This window comes from Burkholderia sp. Z1, assembly GCF_014893795.1.
GTDB lineage: Bacteria > Pseudomonadota > Gammaproteobacteria > Burkholderiales > Burkholderiaceae > Burkholderia > Burkholderia theae.
In genome coordinates this window covers 433,951-458,861 of the sequence record NZ_JACFYL010000002.1, presented here as the reverse complement: position 1 = coordinate 458,861, position 24,911 = coordinate 433,951, and the positions used below count along the sequence as shown (strand labels likewise).

Here is a 24,911-nt window from a genome sequence, read left to right as displayed (position 1 = left end):
CGAGTAGCGCGCGGGCGGCGAGATCCGCCGGCCGTGCGAGGCCGGCGGGCATGCCCGCTGCGGCCGCCATCGTAATTGGAACCGGTTCCGTTCGAAACCGGAATAATGAAAACAGTTTCTTGCCAAAATCGAGATAGTCGAAAACGCGGCCGGGCGCCCGGCTGTCGTGCCTGTACAGCGCGGGCCGGCGCCCCCGATAATCGAACGCACGCCTTCCGTCGGGAGTTCCTCATGCATGAAACGACCCTGCTGATCTTCGCCGCCGTCGCATTCGTCGGCATCGCGACACCTGGCCCGACCGTGCTGCTCGCGCTGACCAACGGCTCGCGCTACGGCGTGCGCCGCGCGGCCTGGGGTTTCGCGGGCGCGATGCTGTCCGACTTCGTGCTGATCGTGGCGGTCGCGCTCGGCCTCGGCGCGCTGCTGATGGCGTCGGCGTTCTGGTTCTCGGTGGTGAAGTGGCTCGGCGCCGCGTACCTCGCGTATGTCGGCATCCGGCTGCTGATGTCGAAGGGTTCACTCGACGTTGCCGCCGCGCACGGCGGCGCGGCGCCCGAGCGCAACGCGTCGATCTTCGCGAAGAGCTTCCTGACCGCGGTGACGAACCCGAAGGGCTATCTGTTCTTTTCCGCGTTCCTGCCGCAGTTCCTCGATCCGTCCACGCCGCTTGCGCCGCAATACGTCGCGCTCGCGGTCACGTTCGCGCTGCTCGACGGCGTCGTGATGTTCGGCTATGCGCTGCTCGGCGCACGTGCGGTGCGGCTGCTCAAGCGCGCCGGCGCGCTGTGGCTCGAACGCACGTGCGGCGCGATGCTGCTCGCGCTCGCCGGTTCGCTGGCGTTGTATCGGCGTCATGCCGCGTAGCGGTCGGTTCCGATGAGAATCGCCGCACCGCCCCACGCCGGCTTTCCCGGCCTGTCGCTTCGCCAGCTCGAACGCGCCGATCTCGACGCGTGGTACGCGTACCTGTCGAACCCCGACGTCGTCCGCCACACGAGCTGGAACCTGCGCTCGCGCGACGATCTGCTGCCGCTGTTCGACAGCATCGAATCGGCCGGCCCGGATTCGATCCGGCGTCTCGCGATCGTCGACACCGCATCGGGCGCGCTCGCCGGCACGATCGGGCTGCATACCGTGTCCAGCGCGAACCGCTCGGCGGAGATCGCGTACGATCTCGCACCATCGCACTGGGGGCGCGGAATCGCGAGCGCGCTGTGCGCGGCCGTCACCGCGTGGGCGTTCGCGGAGGGCGGCTTCATGCGCATCCAGGGCGTCGTGCTGACCAGCAACGCCGGCTCCGCGCGTGTGCTGCAGAAGTGCGGCTACCGTTACGAAGGGCTGTTGCGCGCGTACCGGATGGTGCGCGGCACGCCGGGCGATTTCGCGATGTACGCGCGCCTCGCGACCGACTGACGCGCGACACGCGGCATCAGCCGCTGGCGCCATTGGACGGCCCACGCCGAATTGGCGACAATCGCCGTTCCCCTCCTCGACGCTCCGCCATGAAAATCGCCGCGCTCTCCGATATCCACGGCAATCTCGCCGCGCTCGACGCAGTGCTCGACGACGTCCGCCGCCGTGGCGCCGACGTAATCGTCAATCTCGGCGATATCGTGTCGGGCGCGCTCCATCCGGCCGAGACGGCCGACCGCCTGATCGCACTCGACCTGCCGACCATCAAGGGCAATCACGAGCGGCAACTGCTCGGCGGCGATCGCGAGTCGATGCGACTGTCGGATCGCTGGGCGCACGACACGCTGCGCGCCGATCATCTCGAATGGATCGCCGCGCTGCCCGAACGCGTGACGCTCGGCGACGACGTGCTGATGGTGCATGGCACGCCGGCCAGCGATCTCGTCTACTTCCTCGAAACGGTCACGCCCGACGGCTGCCGCGCGGCAACGCCTGATGAAATCGCGCAGCGCGCGGGCGACGAGCCGGCATCGCTGATCCTGTGCGGCCACACGCACGTGCCGCGCACGGCCAAGCTCGACGACGGCCGGCTGATCGTCAACCCGGGCAGCGTCGGGCTGCAGGCGTACACGGACGACCTGCCGCATCCGCACCGCATCGAGACGGGTTCGCCGCATGCACGCTACGCGATAGTGTCGCGCACGGCGACCGGCTGGAACGTCGAATTCCATGCGGTCGAATACGACTGGCATACGGCCGCCGCCACCGCGGCATCGCGCGGGCGCGACGACTGGACCGTCGCGCTGCGCACCGGCCGGTGCTGACGCGCTCGCGCCGCCCCGTCACCCTGCCTCATCGATCGAAAAACCAACTCGCCATGCCCGTTCCGTCGCAACTGCTCTTCCTGCCCGGCGCATCGGGCAGCACCGCCTTCTGGCAGCCGCTGGCCAGCCTGCTGACGCATCCGGCCGAGCGGCGGATCGTCGCTTATCCAGGCTTCGGCGACACGCCGCGCGATCCGGCCGTCGACGATTTCGACAGCCTCGTCGGTCATGTGCTCGCGACGATCGACCGGCCAACGGCCGTAATCGCGCAATCGATGGGTGGCGTGATCGCGATGCGCGCGGCGCTCGACAAGCCGGATCTCGTCACGCACCTGGTGCTGACGGTCACGTCCGGCGGCCTCGACATGGAAGGGCTCGGCGCGCAGGACTGGCGCACCGGTTTTGCCGAAGCGAACCCGCAATTGCCCGACTGGTTCATGACGTTTCGCGCCGACCTGTCGCAGGACATCGGCCGCATCGCGCAACCAACGCTGCTGCTGTGGGGCGACGACGATCCGATCAGCCCTGTCGCGGCCGGCCGGCGTCTGCTCGAACGGCTGCCCGATGCGCGGTTGCATGTCGTGCCGGGCGGCCGGCACGATCTCGCGGCCGTGCATGCGCAGGCACTCGCACCGCTCGTCGATGCGCATCTGCTGCGCGTGTGACGGAACGCGCTGCGGCTTCAGCTTCGGCTTCGGCCGAGGTATGAACATGAAACCGCGACGCACACGCGCTGCGTCGTATCACCCCGCATTCCTGAGCGTCAGCCTGGCCTCCAGCCCGCCGCCATCCGGCCGATTGGTCAACGTGAGCGTACCGCCCATCGCGAGCGCGAGTTGCCGCGCGATGGCAAGACCGAGCCCCGTGCCGCCCGTCTCGCGATTGCGCGACGTCTCGACGCGCCGGAACGGTTCGAACACCGCGTCGAGCTGATCGTCCGGGATGCCGGGCCCGCGATCGAGCACGGCGATGACCGCGCCGCCGTCCGGCGCGGTCTGCACGTCGATCTCGGCCGCGCCCGCGAACTTCAGCGCATTGTCGACGAGGTTGCCGACGATGCGGCGCAGCGCCTTCGGACGCGTGACGAGCGCGAGCGGCGCGCGGCTGTGCAGCGCGACGTCCTGCCCGGCATCCGTGTAGTCGCACACGATGCTGTCGAGCAGCGCATCGAGATCGATGCGGCGCGCGGCCTCCTCGGTGCCGTGCAGCGTGCGCGCGTACGCGACGCCCTCCTTCACCAGGTGCTCCATCTCGATCAGGTCCTGGCGCATCTTCGCGCCCTGCGCGTCGTCGTCCATCACGTCGACGCGCAACCGCATCCGCGTGATCGGCGTCTGCAGGTCGTGCGAGATCGACGCGAGGATCTGCATGCGTTCAGCCATGTACTGCGCGATGCGGTCCTGCATCGCGTTGAACGCCCGGGCGGCGCGCGCGACCTCGGACGGCCCGCCCTCGTTCAGGCGCTCGCCCTTCAGGTCGGGGCCGAGCGCGTCGGCGGCCTGCGCGAGCTGCTTGAGCGGGCGTGTCGCGAGCCGCACCGCGAGCCAGCAGCACGCGGCCAGCACCGCGAGCTGCAGCACGAGCACGACCGGCAGCCAGCCCGACAGCGGCACCGTCGACATCGGATGGATGTCGATCGTCAGCGGCGACCCGTCGGTCAGCCGCAAATGCACCTGCAGATGCTCGCGGTCGCCGGGGATCGCGTTCGCGGTCAGCGGATAGTCGCCGCCGATGCCGTCGGAAATCGACCGCTCGACGCGCGCCGACAGCCGCGCTTCCGGCGGCGTGCCGGTCTCGCCGGGCCCGAGGATGAACGCATAGCTGCGCCGCCCGAGGCGCGGCAGCCACGCGGCCCGCTCGGCGGGCGACAGGTGATCGAGCAGCGCGACCGAGCTCGCGACCTCGCGCTCGATGTAGCCCATCATCAGGTTGGTGGTCGCCTGGTCGCGCTCGGTCATGGTGAGCCAGAACGACAGCGTCTGCGCAAGCGCGAGGCCCACGCACAGGATCAGCGCGAGCCGCGCGAACAGCGAGCGCGGCCAGTGCCACGGCGTGCGCGCGCTCATGGCGTACCGTCGACGGCGGTCACGGCCGACGAGAACACATAACCCTCGTTGCGCAGCGTCTTGATGTAGCGCGGCTCGCGCGCGCCGTCGCGCAGCCGCTGGCGCAGCCGGCTCACGAGCAGGTCGATCGAGCGGTCGAACGGATCGGACTGCCGCCCCTGCGTGAGGTTGAGCAACTGGTCGCGCGTCAGCACGCGCTGCGGATGGTCGAGGAACACGCGCAGCAGCCGGTATTCGGCGCCGCTCAGCGCGACCAGCGTGCCTTCGGTATCGAGCAGGTGGCGTCCCGTCGTGTCGAGCCGCCATTCGCCGAACGCGAGCATCTCGGCCGTTTCCGTCACCTGCATGCCGGGCGGCAGCATGCGCGCGCGGCGCAGCACCGAGCGAATCCGCGCGAGCAGCTCGCGCACCGCGAACGGCTTGGCGAGGTAGTCGTCGGCGCCCATCTCGAGGCCGATGATGCGGTCGGTTTCCTCGCCGCGCGCGGTCAGCATCAGCACCGGCACCGTGCGGAACTTGCCCGCGCGCAGGTCGCGGCACAGCGTGAGGCCGTCCTCGCCCGGCAGCATCAGGTCGAGCACGATCAGGTCGGGCGCGCCGTCGTCCAGCACGTTGCGCATCTCGCGGCCGTTCGCGGCCAGCGACACGCGCATGCCGTTCTTCTCCAGGTAGTCCGCGATCAGTTCGCGGATCGCGCGATCGTCGTCGACGATCAGCACGTGGTCGATCTTGTCCATGAGTCGGTATCGGGTATCGGTGTCGTGGTGTTCGGGCTGGCGATGTCCGCTTTTATACCGCACGGCGGGCACGCGTTTGTATCCCAATGTATCGCGCCGCCGTGACGACACACAACATTGCACACGCGTGGTTTGCCGGACACATCGCAGATACGTCGGCGCAGCTTAATGGGGCCTGTCGAACGAAACCCGTCCGGCCGCCGCGCCCGAGCGGCGGCCTCCCGATCAGGAGAACGCCATGCTGACCCGACTCAAGACCGCCGCCCTCGTCATCGCCCTCGCCGCCACGGCCGGGCTCGCCGCCTTCGCGGGCACCCGCGACGACGCGAGCACGCAGGCGTCGATGCCCGGCACGTCGGCGCCCGACTTCACGGGCATCGACCGCTGGCACAACAGCGCGCCGCTGACGCTCGGCCAGTTGCACGGCAAGGTCGTGCTCGTCGATTTCTGGACGTACTCGTGCATCAACTGCATTCATACGATTCCGTACGTGAAAGACTGGTACCGCAAGTATCGCGACCAGGGGCTCGTCGTGGTCGGCGTGCATACGCCCGAATATCCGTTCGAGCGCGACGCGGGCAACGTCGCCGATGCGATCAAGCGCTTCGGCATCCAGTATCCGGTCGCGCAGGACAACCGCTACGACACGTGGCGCGCGTACGGCAACCAGTACTGGCCCGCGCTGTACCTGATCGATGCGAACGGCAAGGTCGTCTATACGCGTTATGGCGAAGGCGAATACGACAAGACGGAGGCGGCGATTCGCGGGGCGCTCGCGCAGGCCGGAGAAGGGATGAAGGGCACGACGCGCACGCAGTAGCCTCCCGGGAGCGCGGGCCCTCGCCCGCGCGCGTCTCGTCTGCTCAGCCGCGCTTTGCGTCGGCCGCCGCCAGCATCGCTTCCCCGATCGCGAGGTTGCCGTCCGCGACCAGCGCGTCGCCGGCGCCGCGGATATCGGCCTCGGCCTTGTTCTGCCCGAGCTTGCGCTTGCCGACGAACCGCGTGATCTCGATCTGCAGCCCGACGATCGCCTGCAGCATCGTGTCCAGATAGTCCTGCGGCGCGTCGCCCATCTTCCACGGCACCGGCTGCGACGCCTCGTGCGTGCGCGTCAGCCGGGCGACCACGCCGCGCACGAACTTCTCGTCGTCGCGCACCGTGATGCGGCCGTGCGCATGCACGACCACGTAGTTCCAGGTCGGCACCTGCCGGTGCGCCACGTGCTTGCTCGGATACCAGTTCGGCGAGATGTACGCGTCGCCGGCGCGGAAGATCACGAGCACCTCGTCGCCGTTCGCGACGTCCTGCCAGACCGGATTCGCGCGCGCGACGTGCGCGTGCAGCTCGCCGAGCCCGCCGCCGTCAACGTCGGGCAGCAGCTCGAACGGAATGTGGTTCGCGTCGAGCCCGTTCTTCCCGTGCGTGATCAGGCTGCCGAACGGGTGCTGCACGATCAGCTCGCGCAGCGCGTCGGGGTTGGGCTCGTTGAAATCGGCGGGGACGTACATGTCGGCTCCACGGTCGTGCGGGGTTGGAAATGGAACAGGCGCGGGCCCGTCATCCGCCGATTGTGATCCCAAACTGGTTTATTCTGTAGAGCCGGTTTGGAACAATTTCAGCAGACCAGAATCATGGCAAGAACGGCCCGGATCGTCGAAATCCCGTCGCTCGGCGCGCTCGATCGTGCGGCTGGCGACCTGAGCCGCCAGCTCGCGCAGGCGCTGCGCGAAGCCGTGCGCCGCGGCGACGTCCGTCCGGGCGACACGCTGCCGTCCACGCGGCGGCTGGCGGCGGCGCTGCAGGTCGCGCGCGGCACCGTCGTCGACGCGTATGCGCAGCTCATCGCCGAAGGCTTTCTCGAATCGCGCGGCGGCGCGGGCACGCGGATCGCGAACGCGCTCGCCGAACCGCCGCCCGTCAACGACCCTGAAACGCCTGCCCAGCGCGGCCGCCCGGTGCCCGCCGGGCTGCCCGAACCGGCCGCCACCTTCGCGCGGATCGCCCGCGAATTCCTTCCGCTGCCGGCCATGCCGTTCGCGATCTCGGTGCCGGTCGGCCTCACCGCACCCGACGACATCTGGCGCCGGCTCGGCAACCGCCTGCGCGCGCGCGGCGCCGGCGCGCCGTCCGGCTATGCCGATCCGCAAGGCGCGCTGCCGCTGCGCGAGGCGATCGCCGACTACGTGCGCCGGTCGCGCTCGGTGCGCTGCCATGCCGGCCAGGTCGTGATCACGAGCGGCACGCAGCAGGGGCTGCATCTCGCGAGCCAGGTGCTGCTCGGCGCGAACGATCAGGCGTGGGTCGAGAATCCGGCCTATCGCGGCATCACCGCGCTGCTCGAAAGCACCGGGCGGCGCGACGCGATGGTGCGCGTGCCGGTCGATGCCGACGGCATCGACGTCGACGCAGGCATCCGCCTCGCGCCGCATGCGCGTGCCGCGTTCGTCACGCCGTCGCACCAGTACCCGCTCGGCATGCCGCTCAGCATGGCGCGGCGCAACGCGCTGCTCGCGTGGGCGCGCACGCATCGCGCGTGGGTGGTCGAGGACGACTACGACAGCGAGCTGCGCTACGAGGGCTATCCGTTCCCGTCGCTGCAGGGTCTCGACCCCGACCGCGTGATCTATCTCGGCACCTTCAGCAAGATCCTGTTTCCGTCGCTGCGGCTCGGCTACGTGATCGTGCCCGACGATCTCGTACCCGCGTTCTGCGGCGCCCGCGTGCTGATGGATCGCCATGCGCCGACCGCCGACCAGCACGTGCTGGCCGCGTTCATCGCGGAAGGGCATCTCGACCGCCACATTCGCCGCGTGCGCGGCGTGTATGCAGAGCAGCGCGCATTGCTGATCGACACGCTCGGCGCGCGGCTGCCGCGCGAACGCGCGTGGGTGCAGCCGGGCGACCAGGGCATGCACGTCGTGCTGTGGCTCGCCGAAGGGATCGACGATCTCGACGTGGTCGCGCGCGCGGTGCAGGCCGGCGTCGCGGTGCGCGCGGTGTCGCCGATGTTCGCGCCGGGCACGGCGCGCCCGGGGCTCGTGCTCGGCTTCGGCGGGTTCGGGCGCGCGCAGATGGAGGCGGCCGCGCAGCGGCTCGCGGACGTGGTTTCGTCGGAAGAATCGCGGCCGCATACGCGGTAAAAGGTTGTCCGCGGGCAACAAACGTAATCGTCTGTAAATCCTGCAAGCAAACGGCCGTTTCGGCCACCGGCACACGTGCGCCGTTTGCTAGGATCGCGCCTCTTCCGTCCACGCTCCTGCCGCCGTGAATCGCTTCGTGCCGTATCTTCGAGACGCGTGGGCCCGCTGCCGCGCCCGCGTCGCGCCGCTCGCCGCCGCCTGCCGCACGCGCGCCCGCGCACTGTGTGCCGGCGCGCTGCAGCGCCTGCGTCATCCGACGCGGCGCGGCGTGGCGCTGACGCTCGCCGCGATTCCCGTACTGGGCCTGCTGGTCCTGCTCGCGTTCGTGCCGTTCACGCCGAGCATCGGCGACATCCGCAAGGCGCGCATCGACCGCCCCGCACGCGTGCTGTCGGCCGACGGCCAGCTGATCGCCGAGTTCCGGCCGGTCAACCGCGAATGGGTGCCGCTCAAGCAGATCTCGCCGCACATGGTCGACGCGCTGATCGCGACCGAGGACCACCGCTTCTACGCACACCACGGCATCGACTGGCGCCGCACGATCGCGGCCGGGCTGCATACGTTCTCGGGCGACCGTCAGGGCGGCTCGACGATCACGCAGCAGCTCGCGCGCAACCTGTACCCGGACGAAGTCGGTCGTTCGCTGACGCTCACGCGCAAGGTGAAGGAGCTGATCACCGCGTTCAAGATCGAATCGGTGTACAGCAAGGACGAGATCCTCGAGACCTACCTGAATACCGTGCCGTTCCTGTACAACGCGTACGGCGTCGAAATGGCCGCGCGCACCTATTTCGGCAAATCGGCCGACCAGCTCGACACCGTCGAAAGCGCGACGCTCGTCGGGATGCTGAAGGGCAACAGCTACTACAACCCGGTGCTGAATCCGGAACGCGCGGTACAGCGGCGCAACATCGTGCTCGGCCGGATGGCGCAGATGGGCATGCTGTCGCCGCAGCAGCTCGCGCAATTGCAGCGCCGGCCGCTGCGCGTCGACTTCGAACCGCAGACGGCGCAGCCCGGCCTTGCCCCGCACTTCGCGGTGCAGCTGCGCAAGTGGCTGATCGCGTGGGCCGACCGCAACAACTACGATCTTTACTCGGACGGCCTCGTCGTGCGCACGACGCTCGACGCGCGGCTGCAGGACATGGCCACGCAGGCGCTCACGCAGCAGACCGACCGGCTGCAGGCGATCGCCGACAGCGCGTGGCGCGGCCCGTCCGGCTGCGGGCTGCGCAACGACCTGTTCCGCGGCTTCATCCGCCAGACGCCCGACTATCGCCAGGCCCGCGACGCCGGGCTCGCCGATGTGGCGGCGCTGAAGCAGCTCGGCGCGAACCGCGCGTTCGTGCGCGCGCTGTGTGAGCGCAAGACGCAGGTGCAGGCCGGCTTCGTCGCGATCGATCCGCGCAACGGCGCGATCAGGGCGTGGGTCGGCAGTCCCGATTTCGGCAGCGAGCCGTTCGATCACGTCGCGCAGGCGCGGCGCCAGCCGGGCTCGACGTTCAAGCCGTTCGTCTATGGCGCCGCGTTCGCTGACGGCATGCGGCCCGCCGATACGTTCATCGACCGCCCCGTCGCGATTCCCATCGACGGCCGCGCGGTCTGGCGCCCGACCGACGCGGAGCCACCGACGGGCGAACCGATGACGCTGCGCGACGCGCTCGCGCTGTCGCGCAACCGCATCACCGCGCAGGTGATGCAGCACGAAGGCGCCGCGAAGGTCGTGCAGCTCGCGCGCGCGATGGGCGTACGCGACAGCCCGCTCGACGCTGTGCCGTCGCTCGCGCTCGGCACGAGCCCCGTCACGCTGAAGGAGATGGTGTCCGCGTACGGCACGATCGCGAACCGCGGCGTGTACGTCGCGCCGCAGATGATCACGCGCATCGAGGATCGCGACGGCAAGGTGCTCGCCGCCTTCGCCAGCGCGCCGCCCGAACGCGCGCTACCGGCGCCTGCCGCGCAGACGCTCGTCGACGTGATGCGCGATGTCGTCGATTACGGCACCGGCGCCGACATCCGCTCGCGCTACGGAATCCGCGTCGACGTCGCCGGCAAGACGGGCACAACGCAGGACAACGCGGACGGCTGGTTCATCCTGATGCATCCGCAACTGGTAGCCGGCGCATGGGTCGGCTTCGACGACGGCAGCGTGACGCTGCGCAGCGACTACTGGGGTGCGGGCGCGCACAGTGCGCTGCCGATCGTCGGTGGTTTCTACGACGCGGCGCTGCGTTCGCGCGTGATCGATCCGCATGCGCAGTTCTCGCCCGACTTCCGGCCGCGCAGCGCGCCGGCGCCAACGCCGAGGCGGCGCCCGCATCCCGGCCTGTTCGACTGGTTGAGGTTCTTCCGCTAAGCGTGATGCCGGCGCGCGCGGCGGCTGCGTGCGTTACCGAAGTGTCGTCGCCACCGCTCAACGCGGCGCGACGACGACCCGCCCCGTCACATCGACGAGACCAACCTTGCCGTCGCGTTGCGCGAGAAACGCGTCGCGCTCGGGCGACCAGTCGAGCGACGTCCATTCGGGCCGCGCGCGCCACTGCCCGTCGCGGCCGAGCAGGCCCCAGTGCTCGCCCTCGCATACGGCCACGGCTTCGCCCCGCACGAACTCCTGTGCGTCGTCGAAGCGCGGCGCGATGATCCACGCGCCGTTCGTGTCGACGAAGCCCCAGCGGCCGCCCACGCTCGCGGACGCCAGCCCGTCGACGAATTCGCCGAAATCGTCGAGCGACGGTTCGAGCACCCACGCGCCGTCCGCGCGCACGAGCCCGAAGCGCTCGCCGACGCGCACGCATGCGATGTCGTCCGTGAAATCCCACACCGCGTCGAACGCCGGTTCGCGCACGATCCGCGCGCCGGCATCGTCGGCGAGCAGCACGCCGACCCGCCCGTCGCGCGCAACCCAGAACAACCGGTCATCGCGCGCGCCGCTGGCCCACAGGCTCGTCCATTCGGGCGGCACGATCACCTCCCACGCGTCGTTGTTTTCGCGCCGAACGCCCCACAGGCCGTTGCGCCCGCGAAAGCTGAACGTGTCGAAGCCGAGCCAGTTGCCGTGCCGCTCGCCGGCGTCGAACATCGCGGCGAACGTCACGCCGCGCGGCGGGTCCTGGCGCGCGAAGTAGTGATGCGACATGCAGCCGAAACCGAAACCCCACGCCCAGTCGCGCCAGTCGGCCGGCGTGTCGATTTCGAGCGCATCCCGCACGCCGCGCACGTCGCGGAAGTCCATGCAGTTCGCGACACGCCACCACAGGCGCGTGCAGGTCTCGCGCTCCTGGTCGATGTAGGCGTCCGGATCGCCGTCGTCGAGCCACGACAGCTCGTCGAGATTCGCGGAAAACCGCGGCGCGCCATGCGCATCGCCGAGCGCGTCGATCGACTCGCCGAGATGGCGCACGAGCGCATCGAACTGGCGCGCGAGCGCCGGATCGTCATCGGGCAGCGGATGCGCGACGACGAACGACGCGAGCCGGCCGATGCGCGCCTGCGCCGCGCGTGCGTCGCTGGCAAGATTCGGCGTGCCCGCATCGCCGAACACACGCTGATCGGCAATCGCGTCGCCCGCGCCGCCGTCGGCGAGCAGCACGCGCCACAAGAGCGGGAAGTGATTCTTGGTCTCCGCGAACTCGAACGTCCGCGCGTCGTCTCCGTCGCCGGCCTGGAGATAGAGCCATGCTCGATTGCCCATCGGAAGGATCGCCCTTGTCGTTGTCGTGCCGTGTCGTGCGGTATCGCGTCGATTCGATCGCCGTCAGCGCGCGGCTGACGCCTGCAGCAGCCGCAGGATCTCCGGATCGCCGCCGGCATTCGCCAGCACCTTCGCGGACGGCTTCACGCCGGCGCTGAGCAGACGTCGCACGCCCTCGACATGATGTTCGGTCACTTCGACGTCGAGCAGCGCGTCGTCATGCAGCACATCCGGGTTCGCGTCCTGCGCGAGCAGCGTGAATACCGATGCCGACACGGGCGGATTCAACGCGTCTCGCATCGCGACGTCGGCAACCCGGTACGGGTTGTTGTCATTGATTTGCCAGCGCAGCACCCCACGCGCCTGCAGCTTGCCGAGCACCGCGAGCGCATCCGGTTCCGGCAGTTTCACGACTTCGGCCACGAGGTCGCTCGCCTGCTCTTCACGGCCATCGCGCAGCGTGTCGGGTGGCGGCAGGTTCGGCACCAGCGCGTCCAGCACGAGCGCCTGCCGGCGTGCACGATCGGGCGATGCCTCCTTGCCCGCGTCCGGCCGGTTTTGCCGCAGCAACTGGCCGGCCACGCGCCAGCGATCGTCGCCACCGTGCGCGTCGCGCGGCACCTGGTGCGCGCGCAGCAACACGGCAAGCCAGCGCCACATCCCATCGACTTCCTTGTCGTCGTTCGACGTCAGGCCGTCGCTCACGATCTCGTCGAGCGCCTGGCCGCACACGAACGCGCGCTGTCGCAGCGGATCGAGATCGGCGAAGTACTTGTGCACGGGTTCCGGCAACGCGTCGAAGTCGGACTGGCTCATGTCGGGCGGAAGGTGGCCGGGGCACGGGCCGGCGTCGGTTATCTCCCGGCCGGGCACCGCCTTCACGGGCGCGGGCGGCGAATCGCCGCTGCGCGCGACCGGATACAGTTCGACGCCGTCGACCTGGAAGCCTTGCATCGCCAGCATCACGACACCGGTCGTCGAATGCTTCGTCGCGAAGTTGCTGCCCGTGATCGACGTGACCTGATACGGTGCGCCGATCGGCAGCTTGATCAGTTCGCCGCCCGGCACCTCGAGCACGCAAGCGCCCGCCGGCGGCTTGTCCGGGCCGTCGGTATCGAGTTCGGCCTCGCGCGTCGGTTCCGTTTCGACGCTCCACTGGCCGGCCTCGCGCACCCGCAGCACGGTCTCGCCGCCCACCTTCTCGACCCGCAGCGTCGCGGGCTTGCCGGCCGCCGGCGCGTAATCGCCAAGCAGTGCATCGCAAGCAGTGCCGGCCCGCGCGGACAACGACGCGAACAACAGCAGACAGAACAAAGGTGTACGCACGGCTGAGCCTCTCGATTCGAATTGTTTTCTGGATGTCCGGCGCGATAGCGCACGGCGGGCAGCGACACGACCGGTCGCCACCGGACGCCAATATAGCGAACGTGGGCAGCGCGTGCCAGCGGGCACGGGCGTATGCGACGTGCAGGGAAACGGAAAGATAGTGAAATCGCGGCGTGCCGAACTAGTCCACCCGGACGAAGCCGGCCCGCCACGCGCCGCGCACCATCACCGGCATCGTTCGTTGACGAGGGAGCCCGCATGACCCACAGCGCAGTCGACATCGCGAACCTGCTGTACCGCTACGCGGAGCGGCTCGACGCCGGCGACCTGCCGGGCGTCGCCGAGCTGTTCCGGCACGCGCGCATCAAGACGCAGGAAGGCGCGCCGACGATCGGCGCGGATGAACTGCTCGCGCTGTTCGACGCGAGCGTGACGCGCTACCCATGCGGCACGCCGCGCACGAAGCATGTCGTCACCAATCCGATCATCGAGATCGATGAAGCCGCGCATCGCGCGACGGCACGTTCGTACTACACGGTGCTGCAAGCCGTCGACGGGCTCGCGCTGCAGCCGATCGCCGCGGGCCGCTATCACGACGCGTTCGAACGCGTCGACGGCGTGTGGCGCTTTGCGTTCCGCGACTACACGCTGTTCGATTTCGCGGGCGACCTGCGCCATCACTTGAACGTTCCGGCGCCCGACTGACGACGAAACCGCGTTCAGCCGGCGGCGAGCGTGCCGGCCAGCACATCGAACTCCGGCGCCCACACGGCGCGCCACGCGGCCTTCGTCGCGTCGTCCACCCACGCGCCGTCGATCCCGTTCAGCATGAACTGCTTCAGCTCGGCGATCGTGAAGCCGAAATGGCTGAACATCAACTCCCACGCCTCGCTCGGATTGACCTTGTGCAGCGTCGGATCGTCGGTGTTCGGATGAATCTTCAGTCCGAGGCCCGGCATCTTGCGCATCGGATGCAGCTCCGCCCATTGCTCCGGCGGCAGCGTGCGCAGATAGTACGAATTCGTCGGCACGACGGTGAAGACGATCCCGCGTTCCGCATAACGCGCGCACAGCTCGGGGTTGTCGACGATCGTATAACCGTGATCGACGCGATCGACCTGCAGCAGGTCGACGGCCGTCTCGACGTTGCGCCACGGCATCCCGAACTCGCCCGCATGCGCGGTCGTGCGGAAGCCGGCCGCGCGCGCATTGCGGTAAGCCTTCCAGAACAGTTCCGGCGGCCGGTCGTTCTCGCGATAGTCGATTCCGAGCCCCGCCACTTCGTCCGCGCGATTCGCCTTCATCCATTCGACGATCGCGACCGCCTCGTCGGGATCCTGCTCGCGGTCGATGCTCGGGATCAGGCGCGCGCCGATCCCGAAGTCGCGCGCGGCGTCGCGGATTGCCGTCACGATCGCGGCCTGCGCGTCCGCATACGCGATGCCCGATACGTGCACCGTGCCGGTCGGATTCCAGAAGAACTCCGCATGCCGGACGTTGTGCGCGGCCGCGTCCTCCAGATACTCGTATGCGATCCGCCGCAGGTCGTCGGGCTGCGTGAGCAGATACTTGTCGAGCGCGCGCAGCACGTGCAGCACGCCGACCGGCTTCTCGCCGCGCGCATAAAACGCATCGATCTCCGCGCGCTCGATCGGCGCGCCGCTGCGTTCCGCGAGCGCGACGAACGTGTCGTGCCGCACCGCGCCGAGCAGGTGGCAATGCAGCTCGACCTTCGGCAGCGCGTGGAAGAAGGCCCGATGGGCCGGCGTGATGTCGATGCCCGTGCGCGCGGCCGGGACGTTGCCTGGTGTTCCCTTCATGTCTGTCTCTTTGGGTAGTGCAGTTGCGTCGCGAAAGCCGTCTCTCAATGCGGCTTCACGACGGTCCAGAAGTAATAGCCGAGCGGAATCGCGAGCACGACGAGCCCCCACGACACGTCGCGCCAGCGGCCGGCCAGCAGCTTGACGAGCACGTAGCACAGCAGCCCGCCGGCAATGCCGGTGCCGAAGCTGTTCGACATCAGCGTGAGCAGCACCATCGACATCACGGGAAGCGCATCGGTGAAGTCGTCGAAATGCGTATGGCGGATCGTCGCGAACATCGACAGCCCGATCAAGATCAGTGCCGGCGCGGTGGCCTCCTTCGGGATCGCGAGCGCGACCGGCACGAACAGCAGCATCGCGGCGAACAGCACGGCCGCCGCCAGCGACGACAGCCCGCTGCGGCCGCCGGCCTCGACGCCCGCCGCCGATTCGATCAGCGCGGTCAGCGCGGGAATGCCGAGCACGGGCCCGAGCGTCGCGGCCAGCGAATCGACGAGAAACGGCCGGTTGATGTTCGGCAGGTTCCCCTGCTCGTCGAGCAGGTTCGCCTTCGCGCCGACCGCGAGCGCGGTGCCGAGCGTCGAGAAGAATTCCGCCGCGAAGAATGCGAACAGGTACGGCGCGGCCGCCAGGCTCAACGCGCTGCGCAGGTCGAGCTTGAACGCGATCGGCGCGATGCTGTGCGGCAGCGACACGAACGACGCGGGCAGGTGCGTGACGCCGAGCGGCACGCCGGCCGCGGCCGCGACGAGAATCGCGATCAGGATCGCGCCGGGCACCTTGCGAGCCTGCAGCACGATCGCGACTGCCAGGCCGATCAGCGCGACGAGCGCGCCCGGCCGTGAGAAGTCGCCGAGCGCGAACGCGTTGGTCTTCGCGTTCGCGACGACCATCCCCGCGTTGCGCAGCCCGAGCATCGTCACGAACAGCCCGATCGACGCACCGAGCCCGAGCTTGATCTGCACCGGAATCAGCCGCACCACGACGCCGCGCGCACCGAGAATCGTCAGCAGGAAGAACAGCACGCCCGACACGCACGCGATGCCGAGGCCCGTCTGCCAGCCGACGTGTTCCGTCGTCGCGAGCGTCACGCCGATGATCACCGAACCGCCGATGCCGGGGCCGACGAGGAACGGCAGGTTCGCATAGAGCCCCATCAGCGTCGTGAACAGCACGAACACGATGATCGTCGCCGTCGTCGCCGCGCCGCGCTCCATGCCGCCCGTCGCGAGCAGCGACGGGATCACGACGAGCAGGTACGCGGCCGCGAGAAACGACGTGACGCCCGCGATCGTCTCGGTGCGCACGCTCGTGCCGCGCGCGGCGAGCGCGAAGCGGCGTTCGAGCCAGTTGGCCGGCGCTCGCGCCGGCATCGTGTCAGTCGCTGACATGGTGGTTCTCCTGTGATTCCGAATATTGTCCTGTGTCGGTTCGCGCAGCGCGGTCTTATACTGCCGCGTACCGCTTCCCGACCGTTATTGCCCGATGTCGTCAGACCGCTCGTCGCTGCTGCCCGCGCTCACGCTGCGGCAGGTCCAGCACTTCGTCGTGCTCGCGCATGCACGCAGCTTCACGCAGGCCGCGCAGGCGCTGTCGCTCACGCAGCCCGCGCTCACCGCGTCGATCCGCCAGATCGAATTCCTGCTCGGCGGGCGCCTGTTCGCGCGTTCCGCGCACCGGCTCACGCTGACGACCGCCGGCGAAGCCGTGCTGCCGCTCGCCGAACGGCTGCTCAACCAGGCGCGCGGCACCTTCGACGACATGACGCGGCTGATCGGCGAACGCATCCAGACCGTGCGGATCGCGTTCATCCCGTCGGTCGCGGGCCGCCTCTTGCCCGCGCTCAACGCGCTGCGCGGCGCACACCCGACACTGCGCTTCACGCTTACCGACCTGCCGAACAGCGCGCTCGTCGAAGCCGTGCGCGACAGCGTCGCGGATCTCGGCATCGGCGTGCGCGAACCGGACAGCGACGACGGCACGCTGCGCTACCGGCAGCTCTTCGAGGACGAGATCGTGATCGTCGTGCGGCACGACGATCCGCTCGCCCGCGCGAAGAGCGTCACGTGGGCGAAGCTCGTCGATCGCGAACTGGCCGTGTTCGTGCGCGGCAGCGTCAGCGAATCTCTGCATCGCACCGGTGGCGCCGAGAAGCTGCGCCTGAACGTCACGTACCGGATGGAATACACCGAGCCGCTCTACGCGCTCGCACGCAACGGCCTCGCGACCGCCGTGTTGCCGAGCCTCTATACGATGCATCTGCACGATCCCGAACTCGTCGCGCTGCGCGTCGACAAACCGCGCGTCACGCGCGCGATCTCGCTGATTTCCCTCGCCGGCGACGATCGCGGACCGCACGTGCGCGCGTGCCGCGAGTGGATCGCGAAGCACATCTGATTCCGTTCGCCGCGCGACGTCGCGCTCAGGGCAGCTTCGCGACGCGCTCGACGAGCGTCGCGTAGAAGCGGTCCGCGTCGACCTCGTTGATCCACGTCGCATTCGCCGCGCGGCCGCTGCGGCCGTTCCAGTCGACGATCGTCTCGCCGAGCGTCCACTGCCCGCTCGTCTCGACCACCACGTTCACCTTGCGTCCGCCGAACATCGTCGGATCGACGAGATAACCGACCGCGGTCGGGTCGTACATCGGCCCGTCGTCGACGCCGCGCCGCTTCTTGTTGTACGCCAGCTCGGCCGTCATGATGTCCGCGACGATCGCGCCGCACCGGTTGCCGAGCGCACGGAACGGCGCGACGCGCGCGGGCGTGATCGGCGCCTTCACCGCGACGTCGCGCGGCAGCACGACGATCGGCACGCCGCTGCCGAACACCACGTCGGCCGCCTGCGGATCGACGTAGATGTTGAACTCGGCGGCCGGCGTGATGTTGCCGCGCTCGAAGAATGCGCCACCCATCAGCACGATCTCGCGCAGCGCGCCGCGAATCTGCGGCGCTTCGATCAGCGCGGTCGCGATGTTCGTCAACGGGCCGAGCGCGCACAGCGTCACGCTGTTCGGCGCGGCACGGCTCAGCGTATCGACGAGGTACGACACCGCGTGACCGGTCGCGAGCGGCGCGCGCGGCTCGTGCAGTTCGACGCCTTCGAGCCCGGTCTTGCCGTGCACGTTCGCCGCCGTCACGAGTTCGCGCGCGAGCGGGCGCGGGCAGCCTGCATAAACGGGCAGCGTTTTCGTGCGGCCGGCCCAGTCGCGGATGATCCGTGCATTGCGTTCGGTCAGGTCGAGCGGCACGTTGCCCGCGACGGCGGTCAGCGCGCGAACGTCGAGCCGGTCCTGCGCGCCGAGCGCGAACAGGATCGCGATGGCGTCGTCCTGCCCCGGGTCGGTATCGATGATCACCGTGCGGCGCGCGGCGTCCCCGCCGGCCGCGAACGCGCCCGTTTCGGGCATTAGCGCAGTGCCGGCCAGCGCGGCGGACAGTTTCAGGAAGGTGCGGCGGGATGCGATCGGGTGGGTCATGGTCGAACTCAAAATACGTGCCGGACGCCGAGCGTCGCCATCATCTGGCGCGTGCTGGTCGAGCGCGCGTACGCGAAGATCTGCGCATGGTCCGCGTCGCCGGCCGCCTGCTGCGCGATCACCGTCAGCGCGACGTCGGTGCGTTTCGACAGGAAGTAATCGGCCTGCAGGTTCACCTGGTGCCATTTCGGACGCTTGTCGATCACGTCGTACTTGCCGTTCGTGAACGCATACGCGGCGCCGAGAAAGAGCTGCGGCGTCATCGTGTAGACGACGTTCACGCCGAGGTTCTGCAGGTGCAGATGCGAATTGTCGAGGTAATCGTAGCGTACGTCGGTAAACATCGCCGCGAACTGCGCGCGGCCGATCGTGTAGAAGCCGCCGGTGCCCGCGATCCGCTGCCGGCTCGCGTACGCCGCCGGCGACATCGCGCTCTTGCTGAAGATCAGCAACGGCGACGCATAGTCGTTCGCGATCGCGCCGTCCTGGTTCGTGCCGCTGTACGGATGGTTGTACTGCGCATAGACCGCGCTCCAGCGCAGCGGGCCCTGCTCGTAGCCGAGCCCGAAGCTGTATGCGCTGTTGTTCGCGAAGCCCGTCGCGTTGCTGAAGCCGTACAGCGCGGTGAACTTCAGGCCGTAGTACACGGGGCTCACGTACTTCACCGAGTTCTGCACGCGGATGTCGTTGTAGCCGTTGTCGTTGTCGCCGATGTTCACGCCGTTGCTCGCGATGATCACGGGCCCGATGTAGTCGTGAATCGCGTCGTACTGGCGGCCGAACGTCAGCGAGCCATAGGTGCGGTCGGCCAGGCCGACGTAGGCCATGCGCCCGAATTCGCGGCCGTTCTGCGCGGCCGTGCCCGTCATCACGTTGAAGCCGTTCTCGAGCTGGAAGATCGCGGACAGCCCCTGCCCGAGATCCTCCTTGCCCTTCAGCCCCCAGCGCGGGTTCTGGTTCGTGCCGGACAGTGCCTGCCAGGCATTCTTGCCGCCCTGGTTGGTCGCGAACCCGACGCCGGCCGAGATGAGCCCGTACAGCGTGATGCTGCTTTGCGCACAGGCATGGGTCGCGAAAGCGCCGAGCATCGCGAGCGGGGCGAGCTTGTAGAGAGTTTTCATGCGGGTCGTGTGATCGGTGGTGGTCCAGGCGCGGCAGGGTTCCGCGAAACTGGACTCGACTATACGAACCCGGATCGGATAATAAAAGTTTGCTTTTCTTATGTATCAATAAAACGGATTTATTCTCATTCTTGCGCCTGCCGCCCCCGGCGGACCGGCCGTCAGTCCGCCGTATCGCCGCCCTTCGGCAGCTTCGACCACGCCTTGCGTCCCGGCATCGGCGACCAGGCCGGGCGGGACTTGCGAGCGCTGTCGATCACGACCAGGTAGCGACCCGCGATCGGCGTGATGTCGCGATCGCGACGCAGCACCCACAGCGACTTGCCGGCTTCGACGCGCGCCTGGTAGTCGTCGTCGAGCAGCCCGTGCCGGTCGAAGAACATGTTCAGCGACGCGGGAATCCGCACGCATCCCTTCGAGTGCCGGATACCGAGCAGCGATTCGAGGCGATCGGGGTCGGTCGCATGCATCTGGAAGCGCATCGGCGACACGCCGCCCTTGCCCCAGCCGCGTTCGCCGTCCTCCCAGCCGAAGTCGTAGATGCGCATGTCGCGGCGGCCGTAGCCGCGAATGCCGTTCTCGTTCGTCGTGCCTTCCGCGCGGAAATCCATGTTGTCGGGCGAGTGATGGAACACCCCGAGCGGCGTCAGGAAATGGTCGTACTTGCCCGGCAGCCCGGTGCCGACCGGCGACGCGCCAATCATCAGCCACGCATTGGCCGGCGTCGCGCGGAAGTAGATGAAAAGCGCCTGCACGTTCGGCGAGCGGTCGACCATCGCGACGTATTCGCCGGCCAGGTCGCCGAGGTCCGCGTCGGCGAGCGCCTTCTGGAGCCGTGCGCCGTACGCGCGCTGCTCGCTCATGGGCACGTTCAGGCGCCGCGGGACTTCCTGCGTGAACCGCTTGCGCATGTCGATCGCGCGTGCCGTCGCGTTTTTCGCTTCTTCAGCCGACAGCGGCGGATGCCGGCGTGGCGGAGTTGGCACGGGTGCCTCGGCCTCGCTGGCCGGTACGGCGGACGCGGCCGACGCAGGCTCTGCGGCGGATGCGGCAGAAGCCGCCGACTCAGGCGCTGCGGTGGACGCGGCAGAAGCCACCGACGCGCCCGATGCCGCGCTGGCAGGCCCCGCATGATGCGCATGCGATGCCGCGGGCGCGGGCTGCGCGGCCGATGCGGCCGACGATGCATGCGCTGGCGACGCCGGATGCACACGGGAAGCTGCATGCGCGGACGGCGCGACTGCTGAGGATGACGTAGCAGCGGACGACGGTACGTCGGACGCGGCAAGGGCAGGCCGCCCGGCAAGAACGGAGATTGGCAGCGCGACAGCGAGCCAAACATACATGGCGACTGCGCGGGTCAGGCAACGCGGCTTCGCAAATTGCCGCGTCAGATTGGAAAGCATCATACGTTCGAAGCCATCGGCCGATCCGGCCGTCGCATGTTGCTGTTGCGAACGGCGCATCTTCCTCGCGAGCCATCGACACGTCCGGCGCATCGCGTGCGCCCGGCGCCGACGCCTCTTCGCGGTGGAGCCGTTCGCTGATGCAACGCGTGCGGTCCAATGGCGGTTAATGAGTCGTCAGGCCCTTCATTTTACGCGTCCGGGCAATAATCTGCAGCGGTGAAAGCCGCGGCTTTCCGGTGGATTTGCGCTTCGTCACGCTTTGTTTCAACTCGTTGCCGCTCGCTTTGTCGTTGCGTGGCAACCTTGTTTGTTGGGCGCTTCTGGCGTGTGACGGGATGCGAGCCGTGGACTTGTATGGTTCATGACGAAGCGATGTTCTCATCGAATCGATTCGCATCCCAAATCATTTTCTATGCAGCTCTTGCTCCGTGCAATCGCATCGCACGCGTGCCGCACGAACCCTACGACACGCGTGTACAGCCATCGACTACCTGGAGATGGTTTCGAGCGCGATGCCCTTCGTGCGCGGCCCCATGAGCCCGATCGCGGCCATCACGATCGCCATCGCGCCCGCGATGAAAGCGAACACGCCGAAGGTGCCGAAGCCCTTCAACACGGCCGCGATCGCGAACGACGAGAAGATCGCCGAGAAGCGGCTCCACGAATAGACGAAACCGACGGCCCGTGCGCGGATCGACGTCGGGAACAACTCGGCCTGATACGCGTGGAAGCTGTACGACATGATGTTGCTCGCGAGCGTGAGGCCGATGCCGAGCACGATCAGGAATGCGCCCACCGTCGTCTGGCTGAACAGCAGCCCGCAGACGACGATCGCCGCCGCCATCGCGACGATCACCGACTTGCGCTCGAAGCGGTCGGCGATCAAGAGGCCGATCAGCGGGCCGATCGGCGCCGCGAGCGCGATCACGCTCGAATACATCAGGCTCGACGTGATCGTGATGCCTTGCTTGATCAGCAGCGTCGGCACCCAGTTCGCGAAGCCGTAGAAGCCGACCGTCTGGAACACGTTGAAGATCGTCATCATGATCGTGCGACTGCGATACGGCGGCACCCACATGTCGCGGAAGCTGCCGCGCGGCGGCACGGGCTCGGCAGGTGCGGGCGGCGGCAGCGGCCGCCCGTATTCGGCTTCGACCTTCGCCTCGAGCGCGCGCATGATGCGGTCGGCTTCGTCGACCCGACCCTGCTGCGCGAGCCAGCGCGGGCTTTCCGGCAGTTCGCGGCGAATCCACCAGACGAAGAGCGCGCCGTGCGCGCCGATCAGCACGACCCAACGCCAGCCGTCGAGACCGAACGGCGCATGCGGCACGAGCAGGTAAGCCAGGAACGCGACCACCGGCACCGCGACGAATCCGACCGCCTGCTCGCATGCGAATGCGCGGCCGCGGATCTGCTTCGGCACGAGTTCGGAGATGTACGTGCCGATCGTCACCATCTCGACGCCGAGGCCGAGCCCGACGACGAAGCGCCAGAAGTTCAGCCCGGCCGCGGTGTCCTGGAACGCCATCACGACGTTGGCGGCCGTGTACCACAGCAGCGACCACGTGAAGATCGCGCGGCGGCCGAAGCGGTCGGCGAGGAAGCCGCATGCAATCGTGCCGATGAACAGCCCGGAGAACAGCGCGGCGATGAAGCTTGCGACGCCCGTGGTGCCGAACAGGCCGTGCGTCGTCGCCGACAGGATGCCGCTTTTCACGAGGCCGGGCGCGACGTAGCCGCTGTAGAGCAGATCGTAGAGTTCGAAGAAGAAGCCGAGGCTCAGCAAGATGACGAGCTTCCAGACGGTGCGGGTGGGTGGCAGACGGTCGAGGCGGGCCGAGATGGAGCCGGGATCGATCGCCGCAGGGCGGGAGGCGCCCGCTGCGGCGAGCGGGTCGGGCTGGGTGGATGCCATGGCGGCGAGTCTCCGGATTCTTGATTGTCTTGGCGCTACCAGCGGGGCGTTGGCGAGCGGCTTCGCGCATTTTAGCGAGGCGTGGGCCTGAGCACATCAGTCGGTTGATGCGCTGAATGTGCAGCAGCGGCTGCGATCGAGTTAGCTCCGCTACGGCTGGCCCCGCTGCCTGCAACAACCGCGCAATCACCTCCCGCGCTTCGCCCCAGGCTCGATACGACGCCTCCCATACCACCGCTCCCACCTCGTTCGTCATCAGCAATGGCGTACCGATCTGGTCACAGTGGTAGTAGAACAAATGCGCGTCGGACTGTCTTTCCGGGACACGTTGAATTAAATTACGAATTCCTGCCGGAGCATCGATTTACTTACAAAGTCCATTACCATCGTCCTTTCAACTCAAAATCAAATAAAATTGGAAAATACAACCAACTCCCCATCGGGGTACCGCCCCTTCCATCCACATGGAAAACCATCATTCAAATATACGTTCAGAATATCCTCCCAAATACTTGGAAAGTATTCATTTGCATAGCACTGAAGTATTATTTCAGTATCTCGGCACATCAACTCAAGCATCCGGCACGATGTCGAATCCGACCATTTTTCTACAGCACCATTAAAATTTTTCGACTCAATGCCCCAATATCCATTTTTCCCTAGCTGGACCTTGATCAAGCGACTCCACTCGAAGTCATTCGGGAACACATTAGAAGAATCGGAAACAGTTTCCCACTCATCGAACTCATCGAGTGAGTCGTCAGTAGCAAAGTGACGTGCAGCGACAACATCTGTAGTTACAAATTTTCGAGGCAGATCGCCTTTGTAAGGCCCATCGTAGAATGAGCCTCTCTCAAGAAACCGAACAAAAACATCTGCTTCAGTTAAAATCTGTTGCCACGTCTTCATCGCGCCCCGCCCTTAATCTCATCCCGCACATCGCGTACGTCAAAATCGTACCGATCATCTTCGGTGATGAAAACGACCCTATCAGGAAATTTTTCATGTGCCCTCCCGCGCGACGGGTTGGAGTACCACGGGAAGTATCCGACACCTACACTCTTGGGGTCCTGATAGTACTTGTCATACAGCGCACCATTGAGCATACCGATCGGGCATCCTGAGGCCGAACTTTGAGACAGAACGTAATACTTCACGGCAGACCGCTCCTCGCTTGGCGCACCTGGCTATTGCTGATTTTCGACCTCAGTGATAGCGCTCTCAACCCTTTGGCGTCGCTCGACCCGCCCGGCATTCTTGCTTGTCAACTCGCACAAGTATTCGATCCGTGCACGCGAACGACACGAAGCCATCGGCCTTCTATTCATTTGCTCGGCGCTCTCCCAACGTAAGGCCGAGCTTACCCACCAACAAATCCTCAATTGATATCGCTGAACTTTCCAAATAATTTGCGCTCATGACACCCATTCCAACTTCAAATATTTCACCGCTAGCGCTTATCAAAATCGCCTGACCACCGCCATCATCGCCGATCATAAAATAGCCCGGCAGATATTTTTGCACTTCGTATTCGCCATTTCTTGCCGGCAAAATCTCTATTTCATGCAAAGCGAGACAACCAGGCGAACTCAAACCATTGCAAATTAAAAGAAAATCCACATAACCCTTAGGAAAAGTCAAACCAGAGGCCGACTGAGCCAACTCAATCCGCTTGTTCGTTGCGGGTGGGTTCAGAGAGAAATATGCACCAAGCAACTCTTTACTTAGCATCATCACCCCAATAGCGACCGCAAACGAAACTGATGCCGCATGCAATGACAATCCATTATTTGACACCAATATCAGAAAGATTTAATTTTACTGGCGGACAACATCCTTCGGTTACGGGTAGTTGCTTGCCAATAGATGTCCACCACTGACATGTACCCGATCGAGGCCTGCAGAATCGTCAGAGAAAGGCAATTTCTTAATCACGGGGCCGCCTCTTAATTTAACCGCAATAACGCACAC

23 protein-coding genes and 1 pseudogene are annotated in these 24,911 nt (G+C 67.1%); 9 read left to right on the top strand and 15 right to left on the bottom strand.

Annotated features, from left to right (window positions below):
• The first annotated feature begins 231 nt into the window (after window positions 1-231).
• The 4 genes from H3H55_RS19180 (at window position 232) to H3H55_RS19165 (ending at window position 2,902) form a co-directional block, all read left to right on the top strand.
• Window positions 232-864, top strand: a complete 633-nt coding sequence (locus H3H55_RS19180) for a LysE family translocator (protein WP_129515769.1) — start codon at window positions 232-234, stop codon at window positions 862-864.
• A gap of 12 nt (window positions 865-876) precedes the next feature.
• Window positions 877-1,413, top strand: a complete 537-nt coding sequence (locus tag H3H55_RS19175; protein WP_193099787.1) for a GNAT family N-acetyltransferase — start codon at window positions 877-879, stop codon at window positions 1,411-1,413.
• An 89-nt stretch (window positions 1,414-1,502) separates the two neighbouring features.
• Complete coding sequence (locus H3H55_RS19170) at window positions 1,503-2,237, top strand: metallophosphoesterase family protein (protein ID WP_193099786.1); 735 nt, start codon at window positions 1,503-1,505, stop codon at window positions 2,235-2,237.
• A gap of 53 nt (window positions 2,238-2,290) precedes the next feature.
• Window positions 2,291-2,902 (top strand): alpha/beta fold hydrolase, encoded by a 612-nt coding sequence (locus tag H3H55_RS19165; protein ID WP_193099785.1) that lies wholly within the window; start codon window positions 2,291-2,293, stop codon window positions 2,900-2,902.
• A 78-nt stretch (window positions 2,903-2,980) separates the two neighbouring features.
• Here H3H55_RS19165 and H3H55_RS19160 read toward each other — a convergent pair whose 3' ends face one another.
• Together H3H55_RS19160 and H3H55_RS19155 are read right to left on the bottom strand one after the other, a co-directional pair.
• Complete coding sequence (locus H3H55_RS19160; RefSeq protein ID WP_193099784.1) at window positions 2,981-4,303, bottom strand: ATP-binding protein; 1,323 nt, start codon at window positions 4,301-4,303, stop codon at window positions 2,981-2,983.
• Window positions 4,300-5,040 (bottom strand): response regulator, encoded by a 741-nt coding sequence (locus tag H3H55_RS19155; protein WP_048246656.1) that lies wholly within the window; start codon window positions 5,038-5,040, stop codon window positions 4,300-4,302. Before H3H55_RS19155 ends, H3H55_RS19160 begins: the two co-directional genes overlap by 4 nt.
• Window positions 5,041-5,278: 238 nt before the next feature.
• On the opposite strand from H3H55_RS19155, the gene H3H55_RS19150 reads away from it, so the two are divergent.
• Complete coding sequence (locus H3H55_RS19150) at window positions 5,279-5,860, top strand: thioredoxin family protein (protein ID WP_193099783.1); 582 nt, start codon at window positions 5,279-5,281, stop codon at window positions 5,858-5,860.
• A gap of 43 nt (window positions 5,861-5,903) precedes the next feature.
• Here H3H55_RS19150 and H3H55_RS19145 read toward each other — a convergent pair whose 3' ends face one another.
• A complete protein-coding gene (locus H3H55_RS19145; RefSeq protein ID WP_193099782.1) occupies window positions 5,904-6,548 on the bottom strand; it encodes an FMN-binding negative transcriptional regulator in 645 nt (214 codons plus the stop codon).
• Window positions 6,549-6,671: 123 nt separating this feature from the next.
• Between H3H55_RS19145 and H3H55_RS19140 the strand changes: the two genes are divergently transcribed.
• Together H3H55_RS19140 and H3H55_RS19135 are read left to right on the top strand one after the other, a co-directional pair.
• The gene (locus tag H3H55_RS19140; RefSeq protein WP_193099781.1) at window positions 6,672-8,180 is read left to right on the top strand and encodes a PLP-dependent aminotransferase family protein; all 1,509 of its coding nucleotides are present in this window, start codon (window positions 6,672-6,674) and stop codon (window positions 8,178-8,180) included.
• Between the two features lie 124 nt (window positions 8,181-8,304).
• Complete coding sequence (locus H3H55_RS19135; protein WP_193099780.1) at window positions 8,305-10,536, top strand: penicillin-binding protein 1A; 2,232 nt, start codon at window positions 8,305-8,307, stop codon at window positions 10,534-10,536.
• 57 nt (window positions 10,537-10,593) lie between these two features.
• Here the strand turns inward: H3H55_RS19135 and H3H55_RS19130 are convergent, their stop codons facing one another.
• Window positions 10,594-11,871, bottom strand: a complete 1,278-nt coding sequence (locus H3H55_RS19130; protein ID WP_226800302.1) for a WG repeat-containing protein — start codon at window positions 11,869-11,871, stop codon at window positions 10,594-10,596.
• Between the two features lie 63 nt (window positions 11,872-11,934).
• Window positions 11,935-13,197, bottom strand: coding sequence for a hypothetical protein (locus tag H3H55_RS37335; RefSeq protein WP_226800300.1), 1,263 nt, complete (start codon window positions 13,195-13,197; stop codon window positions 11,935-11,937).
• 258 nt (window positions 13,198-13,455) lie between these two features.
• Between H3H55_RS37335 and H3H55_RS19120 the strand changes: the two genes are divergently transcribed.
• Entirely contained in the window at window positions 13,456-13,902 is a 447-nt protein-coding gene (locus H3H55_RS19120; protein ID WP_193099779.1) for a nuclear transport factor 2 family protein, read from the top strand.
• Between the two features lie 14 nt (window positions 13,903-13,916).
• On the opposite strand, the gene add is transcribed toward H3H55_RS19120, so the two are convergent.
• On the bottom strand, window positions 13,917-15,017 hold the full coding sequence (gene add, locus H3H55_RS19115) for an adenosine deaminase (RefSeq protein WP_193099778.1): 1,101 nt from the start codon (window positions 15,015-15,017) through the stop codon (window positions 13,917-13,919).
• A gap of 44 nt (window positions 15,018-15,061) precedes the next feature.
• Window positions 15,062-16,411, bottom strand: a complete 1,350-nt coding sequence (locus H3H55_RS19110) for an NCS2 family permease (RefSeq protein WP_129515782.1) — start codon at window positions 16,409-16,411, stop codon at window positions 15,062-15,064.
• A 94-nt stretch (window positions 16,412-16,505) separates the two neighbouring features.
• On the opposite strand from H3H55_RS19110, the gene H3H55_RS19105 reads away from it, so the two are divergent.
• Window positions 16,506-17,417 carry a LysR family transcriptional regulator gene (locus H3H55_RS19105; RefSeq protein WP_193099777.1) on the top strand — a complete coding sequence of 304 codons (912 nt, stop codon included), beginning with the start codon at window positions 16,506-16,508 and terminating at the stop codon, window positions 17,415-17,417.
• Window positions 17,418-17,442: 25 nt separating this feature from the next.
• Here the strand turns inward: H3H55_RS19105 and H3H55_RS19100 are convergent, their stop codons facing one another.
• From H3H55_RS19100 to H3H55_RS19065, 8 genes and pseudogenes are all read right to left on the bottom strand, one after another.
• Window positions 17,443-18,495, bottom strand: coding sequence for a nucleoside hydrolase (locus tag H3H55_RS19100; RefSeq protein WP_193099776.1), 1,053 nt, complete (start codon window positions 18,493-18,495; stop codon window positions 17,443-17,445).
• Between the two features lie 8 nt (window positions 18,496-18,503).
• Entirely contained in the window at window positions 18,504-19,616 is a 1,113-nt protein-coding gene (locus H3H55_RS19095) for a porin (protein ID WP_129515785.1), read from the bottom strand.
• Window positions 19,617-19,777: 161 nt separating this feature from the next.
• Window positions 19,778-21,115: a hypothetical protein gene (locus H3H55_RS19090; RefSeq protein ID WP_193099775.1), complete on the bottom strand. Its 1,338-nt coding sequence runs from the start codon at window positions 21,113-21,115 to the stop codon at window positions 19,778-19,780.
• Window positions 21,116-21,512: 397 nt separating this feature from the next.
• Window positions 21,513-22,940 carry an MFS transporter gene (locus H3H55_RS19085; RefSeq protein ID WP_129515787.1) on the bottom strand — a complete coding sequence of 476 codons (1,428 nt, stop codon included), beginning with the start codon at window positions 22,938-22,940 and terminating at the stop codon, window positions 21,513-21,515.
• A 130-nt stretch (window positions 22,941-23,070) separates the two neighbouring features.
• Window positions 23,071-23,274, bottom strand: a pseudogene (locus tag H3H55_RS37750) (RHS domain-containing protein); the annotation flags it as partial.
• A 71-nt stretch (window positions 23,275-23,345) separates the two neighbouring features.
• Window positions 23,346-23,849: a hypothetical protein gene (locus H3H55_RS19075; protein WP_193102279.1), complete on the bottom strand. Its 504-nt coding sequence runs from the start codon at window positions 23,847-23,849 to the stop codon at window positions 23,346-23,348.
• Window positions 23,846-24,097 carry a hypothetical protein gene (locus H3H55_RS19070; protein WP_193099774.1) on the bottom strand — a complete coding sequence of 84 codons (252 nt, stop codon included), beginning with the start codon at window positions 24,095-24,097 and terminating at the stop codon, window positions 23,846-23,848. The genes H3H55_RS19075 and H3H55_RS19070 overlap by 4 nt, the downstream gene beginning before the upstream one ends.
• Before the next feature lie 163 nt (window positions 24,098-24,260).
• The gene (locus H3H55_RS19065) at window positions 24,261-24,737 is read right to left on the bottom strand and encodes an SMI1/KNR4 family protein (protein WP_193099773.1); all 477 of its coding nucleotides are present in this window, start codon (window positions 24,735-24,737) and stop codon (window positions 24,261-24,263) included.
• Window positions 24,738-24,911: the final 174 nt, after the last annotated feature.